Origin of the sequence: Daejeonella sp., assembly GCF_030684675.1 — a bacterium.
Classification (GTDB): domain Bacteria; phylum Bacteroidota; class Bacteroidia; order Sphingobacteriales; family Sphingobacteriaceae; genus Daejeonella.
Genome location: NZ_JAUXXZ010000075.1, coordinates 22,823 through 28,822 on the forward strand (window position 1 = coordinate 22,823; position 6,000 = coordinate 28,822).

The following is a 6,000-nucleotide window of genomic DNA, read 5'->3' on the forward strand; positions in this document are numbered from 1 at the left end:
TAAACCGAATATGAAAAAGATATTTTTAATCTCTGCACTATTGATAAGTGCTGCTTTCTTAAGCAATGCACAAACTACTCCGGCACCAATGACCCTTACTACGAATGCTTTTGCAGACGGGACTATCATACCGGTAAAATTCAGTCAGGCTGCTCCCGGAGCAGCACCGGGTGAAGGAACTTCGCCTGCTTTATCATGGGGAAATGTACCTGCAGGGACAAAGAGCTTATTACTTCATATGCATGACCTGGATTTTGTACGGAATAAAACTACAGATGATCAGGTTCATTGGCTGGTATGGAATATCCCGGCAAATTCTGCAGGTTTTCCTGAAGGCCTTCCAAGAGGAGCAAAATTGCCGGATGGCAGTTATCAGATAAGCGTAACCGGTCCGGTTTACCGAGGTCCCGGAGCCGCAGCAAGTGGTCCTCTGCACCATTATATGTTTGAAATTCTTGCTCTTGATATCACACTTGATTTTCCGGCTGTAAATAATGACCCTTTTGATACCAGAGCTAAAGTAATGCAGACCATTCAGGGACATATCCTCGGTAAAGCTGTAATGGGTGGCCTCTTCAAAAGACCTCAGTAAAAAAGCAAAATCTTGATGCAAATCAAGGTCCTTTTTTAACTTATATCAATAGCATCTGAACTTTCAGGTGCTATTTTTGTATCTGATAATCAAATACAAAGACATGTCAGATCTCAGCAAATTCAACAGATTTACCAGTGATTTAAAAGAAGACGGATATCTGATGCCCGTACTTTTTGTTGGTCATGGTTCTCCTATGAATGGAATTGAAGACAATGAGTTTTCAGACCATTGGAAGCAACTGGCTCGTGAAATTCCCCAGCCTGCCGCTGTGTTGGTAATTTCGGCTCATTGGCTAAGCAATGGAACGAAAGTTACAGCGATGGATTTCCCGCCCACAATCCATGATTTCGGGGGATTCCCGCAGGCCTTGTTCGATGTTCAATACCCCGCACCAGGAAGTGCTAAACTTGCTAGTGAAACTATTTCATTATTACATTCAGTTCATGCTGAACCGGATCATGATTGGGGACTTGACCATGGCGCATGGACGGTGGTGAGGCATATGTATCCTGAAGCAAATGTTCCGGTGCTTCAATTGAGTATCGATTATTCCAAAGGTCCGCAATACCATTATGATCTCGCAAAGGACCTGTATTCTTTGCGTAAAAAGGGAGTGCTGATTATGGGCAGTGGTAATATGGTTCATAATTTAAGGATGGTAGCATGGGATCGCTTGAATGAACCCGGGTTCGGCTTCGATTGGGCTTACGAACTGAATGATAAGTTTAAACAATTGATCGCCGATGGAAATCATCAGGCATTGATTAATTTCAGTACGATCAGCCCGGATATTTTAAAGGCCATACCTACATCAGAACATTATCTTCCTTTACTGTACAATTTAGGCCTTCAGGGAAAGAATGAGGAGGTCTCATTTTTTAATGATAAGGCAGTAGGAGGTTCATTGACCATGACCTCGGTTAGAATTGGGTAAACCCTGATATTTCTTCAAACGATTTTTTTTGCTTTTGCTGGAGCGGGCGTGCACCATAACTTGACAGGCTTGCGCAAGCATTCGTGCCGGGCTTAACTTTCGGAATGTAAGTATTTCAAAAACATTTACTTAAAGGTAGAATCTCTTTAAAATAAAACTACCTGAATTAGTATTATTGTAATGTAATCCTCAGGCCAATCCGGCTGCCATCCTGAAAAATAAATATTTTTCAGACTAAGGGAAATACACTTACAGCGGGACATACTAATACTGGATTATATGGCAAAGAACAAATACTTCTTCCCTTTCATCATGGTTACCTCATTGTTCTTTATGTGGGGTTTTGTTCATAACCTGGATCCAATACTGATTCCTCATTTAAAGAAATCATTCAGTCTGAATATATTACAGTCATCTTTGGTAGATTCTGCAGTTTTTATTGCCTATCTGCTGGTAGCTATTCCCGCAGGGATACTGATGAAAAAGTATGGTTATAAAACCGGAATTTTATCAGGATTGGTCTTATTTGCCATCGGTTCTTTTTTGTTTATCCCGGCAGCAAACACGCAGGAATATTCTTTCTTTCTCGGGGCACTGTTTATTATCTCCTGCGGACTGACCATTCTCGAAACAGCAGCTAATCCTTATGTTTCTTTGTTAGGTGATCCTGAGACAGCAACCAGCCGGCTTAATTTTGCCCAGTCATTTAACGGATTGGCAGCCACTATGGCTCCAATCATTGGAGCAAGATTTATTTTAACAGAGGGATACAGTGATGAGGAGCTCAATGCAATGACCGAAAGTGCCAGGCAGGTTGCTCTGGCTTCTGAAGCCTCTACAGTAAAGGTTCCATATTTTATTCTGGGAAGTTTAATTCTGGTCATCGCAGCTATCTTTTATTTTTTGCGTCTTCCTGAAGTTGAAGATAAGGATGAGAGTAAAAGCCTTAATGTTTTCAGAGCTCTGCGACACCGGCACCTGACATGGGCAGTTGTGGCCCAGTTTTTCTATGTGGGGGCTCAGGTCTGTGTTTTCAGCTTTTTTATTTTGTACGCGGTAGAAGTTGCCGGTATCAGCAATGTACTGGCTGCTGATTATTTGGGCTGGGGTTGCGGATTAGCATTTATGGTCGGCAGGTTTTTTGGTGTATTTATGATGAAATTTATTGCTTCTGAACGATTATTGGCTATTTATTCTGCAATCTGTATTTTACTTTGTCTCATAGCCACCTTCAGCCATGGTTTTATAGCCATTTATGCTGTGATTGGAATTACATTCTTTATGTCAATTATGTTTCCCACAATTTTCTCATTGGGAATTAAGGGATTAGGAAGTGATACCCAATATGGCAGTAGTTTAATTGTGATGGCAATTTTTGGCGGGGCAGTTCTGCCGCTGCTTTTTGGCTATATTTCAGACCTTAGCGGGAAGGTTCAATACGGACAGATTGTGAGTTTACTGTGCTTCTGCGTAATATTGGCTTTCGCAGTAAAAGGATATAAAGTCATAAAACCACAAACTAAAAACTATGCGTAGATATTGCCTCGCTGTTGATTTAAAGGACGATCCGGAACTCATTGCAGAGTATGAGTTATGGCACAGAAAAGTCTGGCCGGAAATCATTGAAAGTATCCGATCTTCAGGGATTGAGGATATGACGATCTACCGTTATTCAAACCGTCTGTTCATGATCATGGAGGTAAACGATGGTTTTAGCTTTGAAAAGAAGGCTGCGGCTGATCTTGCTGACCCTAAAGTTCAGGAATGGGAGGAGTTTATGTGGAACTTTCAGCAGGCAATTCCGGGGGTAAAGTCGGGTGAAAAATGGGTTTTAATGGAAAAAATATTTCAACTATAATTATAAATGAATACTAATTTCGAAGAGGGAAAAAAGCACCGGTTTCTGCAGATTCATGCACAAGATAATGTTCTGGTTGCCTTGCAGGATCTTGCAAAGGGTGAAAAAATTGATTTCGGAGGGAAAACACTGGTACTCAGTACTGCGGTGGAATCGAAGCATAAGTTTGCCCTCGAGCCCTTTAAAAAAGGAGACCGGATTATCATGTATGGAGTTCTGGTTGGTATTGCCAATCAGGATATTGCTCAGGGAGAGGCTATTACAGTGAAGAATGTAGATCATGCATCAAGTGATTATGTTCTTGGTGAGCGTAAGGTTAATTGGGATAAGCCCGATGCTTCTGCCTTTGCCGGTAAGACATTTAATGGATTCCACCGTGCAGATAGTTCAGTTGGAACATGCAATTTCTGGCTGGTCATTCCATTGGTTTTTTGTGAAAACCGGAATGTGAATGTCCTCAAGGAAGCATTGGATGAAAAGCTCGGTTATAAGAAGGTTAAAAGTTATGAAAACGAGGTCGAAAGCCTCATTGCTCTATACAAAACAGGAAAATCTACAGAAGAAATTCTGAACGCAGATCTGAAGGCTACCCCAAATGAAGCTAAAAGAACCCGTTTATTCCCGAATGTTGATGGAGTGAAATTCATAACCCACGACATGGGCTGCGGAGGTATCAAGCTGGATGCAGATAGTTTATGCGGACTCATTGCGGGATATATTACCCATCCAAATGTTGCAGGTGCGACGATTCTGAGTCTGGGTTGCCAGCATTCGGAGGTCAGCACTTTACAGAATGAGATCAGGAAACGCGATCCTCAATTCAGTAAGCCCCTGACTATCCTCGAGCAACAGGCTTTGGGTACCGAAACGAACCTGATGCAGGAAGCTTTGAAAAGAACCTTTGCGGGTCTGGTTGAAGCGAACAAAAATGAACGGAAACCGGCTCCGATCTCCAAAATATGCATCGGTTTGGAATGTGGCGGATCTGATGGTTTTTCTGGTATTTCTGCAAATCCGGCCCTGGGTTATGTTTCAGACATTCTGGTTTCTTTGGGTGGATCTGTTGTGCTTTCAGAATTTCCCGAGCTTTGCGGGGTGGAACAGGAGTTGAGCGATCGTTGTGTGGATGAAGAAACGGCTACCCGTTTTATGCATCTGATGAGTACCTATAATGCGAGGGCAGTAGCCGATGGATCCGGTTTTTATGCCAATCCATCCCCGGGAAATATCCGTGACGGATTGATCACCGATGCGATGAAATCTGCCGGTGCAGCAAAAAAAGGAGGGTCTTCGCCCGTAACTGCGGTGCTTGATTATCCTGAAAAGGTTAAAAGTATGGGACTAAACCTCCTATGCACCCCGGGAAGTGATGTGGAAAGTACTACTGCAGAAGTGGCTTCAGGTGCCAACATCGTACTTTTTACAACAGGTTTGGGTACGCCGACAGGGAATCCGGTTACACCGGTTATCAAGCTGAGTACCAATACAAAAACATTTCTGAAAATGCCTGATATTATCGATATTAACTGCGGAACGATCATCGATGGTTCGGAGACCATAAAAGAGAACGCACACCGCATTCTGGACTATGTAATCCGGGTTGCGAGCGGTGAAGAACAGCCTAAAGCCATGCAATTGGGTCAGGACGATTTTATCCCATGGAAACGTGGTGTTTCATTATAATTTTATCAAATTTTTAAATAATATGTTCAGCTTAAAAGGAAAAACAGCAGTAATTACAGGAGGTGGAAGTGGTATCGGAAAAGGTATCGCTATGGTGTTTGCAGCCCAGGGTGCCAATGTGAAGATCGTGGAATTGAATCAGGATGCGGGTCTAGCAGTAGTAAAAGAGATCATATACAATGGCGGAATAGCTTCTGCACATGCATGTGATGTATCAAAACAGGCCGATGTATTATCCCTGTTCAACAGTATTGGTCAGATCGATATTCTGGTTAACAATGCAGGTATTGCACATGTAGGAAGAGCCGATACGACTTCTGAAACGGATATGGACCGGATCTATAATGTCAATGTGAAAGGTGCCTACAACTGTCTTTTTGCTGCAATTCCATTGATGAAGAAAAGTGGTGGTGGTGCTATTCTGAACCTTGCATCAATCGTTGCTATTGTGGGTGTTGCTGATCGTTTTGCCTATTCAATGAGTAAAGGTGCAATCTATGCAATGACACTTTCTGTAGCTAAAGATTACCTTGCTGATAATATCCGTTGCAACAGTATCTCACCTGCAAGGGTGCATACACCATTTGTAGATGGATTTATTGCCAAAAACTATCCGGGTCAGGAAAAAGAGATGTTCGAGAAACTATCCAAAACACAGCCGGTTGGAAGAATGGCAACACCCGAGGACATTGCGGCTATCGCATTATACTTATGCTCGGATGAATCCAGCTTCGTAACAGGAAATGATTATCCGATCGACGGAGGATTTATTAAGCTTAATAGCTAATCAATTTAATCAAAAGAATTCCTCGAAGCTCTGCTTCGGGGTTCTGGCCTAATCTTATATTTGTTTTATGAGTGAACATATTCATAAACGTCATAATAAGAATTTGCTGTTGTACCATTTGGTTTGTCCGATAAAATATAGGA

6 protein-coding genes are annotated in these 6,000 nt (G+C 42.2%); all 6 read left to right on the forward strand.

Annotated elements, in window-relative coordinates; genetic code table 11:
* Positions 1-10: 10 nt before the first annotated feature.
* Positions 11-592 carry a YbhB/YbcL family Raf kinase inhibitor-like protein gene (locus Q8M41_RS15615; protein WP_305366224.1) on the forward strand — a complete coding sequence of 194 codons (582 nt, stop codon included), beginning with the start codon at positions 11-13 and terminating at the stop codon, positions 590-592.
* A 103-nt stretch (positions 593-695) separates the two neighbouring features.
* Positions 696-1,529: a 4,5-DOPA dioxygenase extradiol gene (gene ygiD / locus Q8M41_RS15620; RefSeq protein WP_305366225.1), complete on the forward strand. Its 834-nt coding sequence runs from the start codon at positions 696-698 to the stop codon at positions 1,527-1,529.
* 279 nt (positions 1,530-1,808) lie between these two features.
* Positions 1,809-3,065, forward strand: a complete 1,257-nt coding sequence (fucP, locus tag Q8M41_RS15625; protein ID WP_305366226.1) for an L-fucose:H+ symporter permease — start codon at positions 1,809-1,811, stop codon at positions 3,063-3,065.
* Positions 3,058-3,387, forward strand: coding sequence for an L-rhamnose mutarotase (locus Q8M41_RS15630; RefSeq protein WP_305366227.1), 330 nt, complete (start codon positions 3,058-3,060; stop codon positions 3,385-3,387). Before fucP ends, Q8M41_RS15630 begins: the two co-directional genes overlap by 8 nt.
* Before the next feature lie 6 nt (positions 3,388-3,393).
* Entirely contained in the window at positions 3,394-5,070 is a 1,677-nt protein-coding gene (locus Q8M41_RS15635) for a UxaA family hydrolase (RefSeq protein ID WP_305366228.1), read from the forward strand.
* Positions 5,071-5,092: 22 nt separating this feature from the next.
* A complete protein-coding gene (locus Q8M41_RS15640; protein WP_305366229.1) occupies positions 5,093-5,857 on the forward strand; it encodes an SDR family NAD(P)-dependent oxidoreductase in 765 nt (254 codons plus the stop codon).
* The last annotated feature ends 143 nt before the right edge of the window (positions 5,858-6,000 follow it).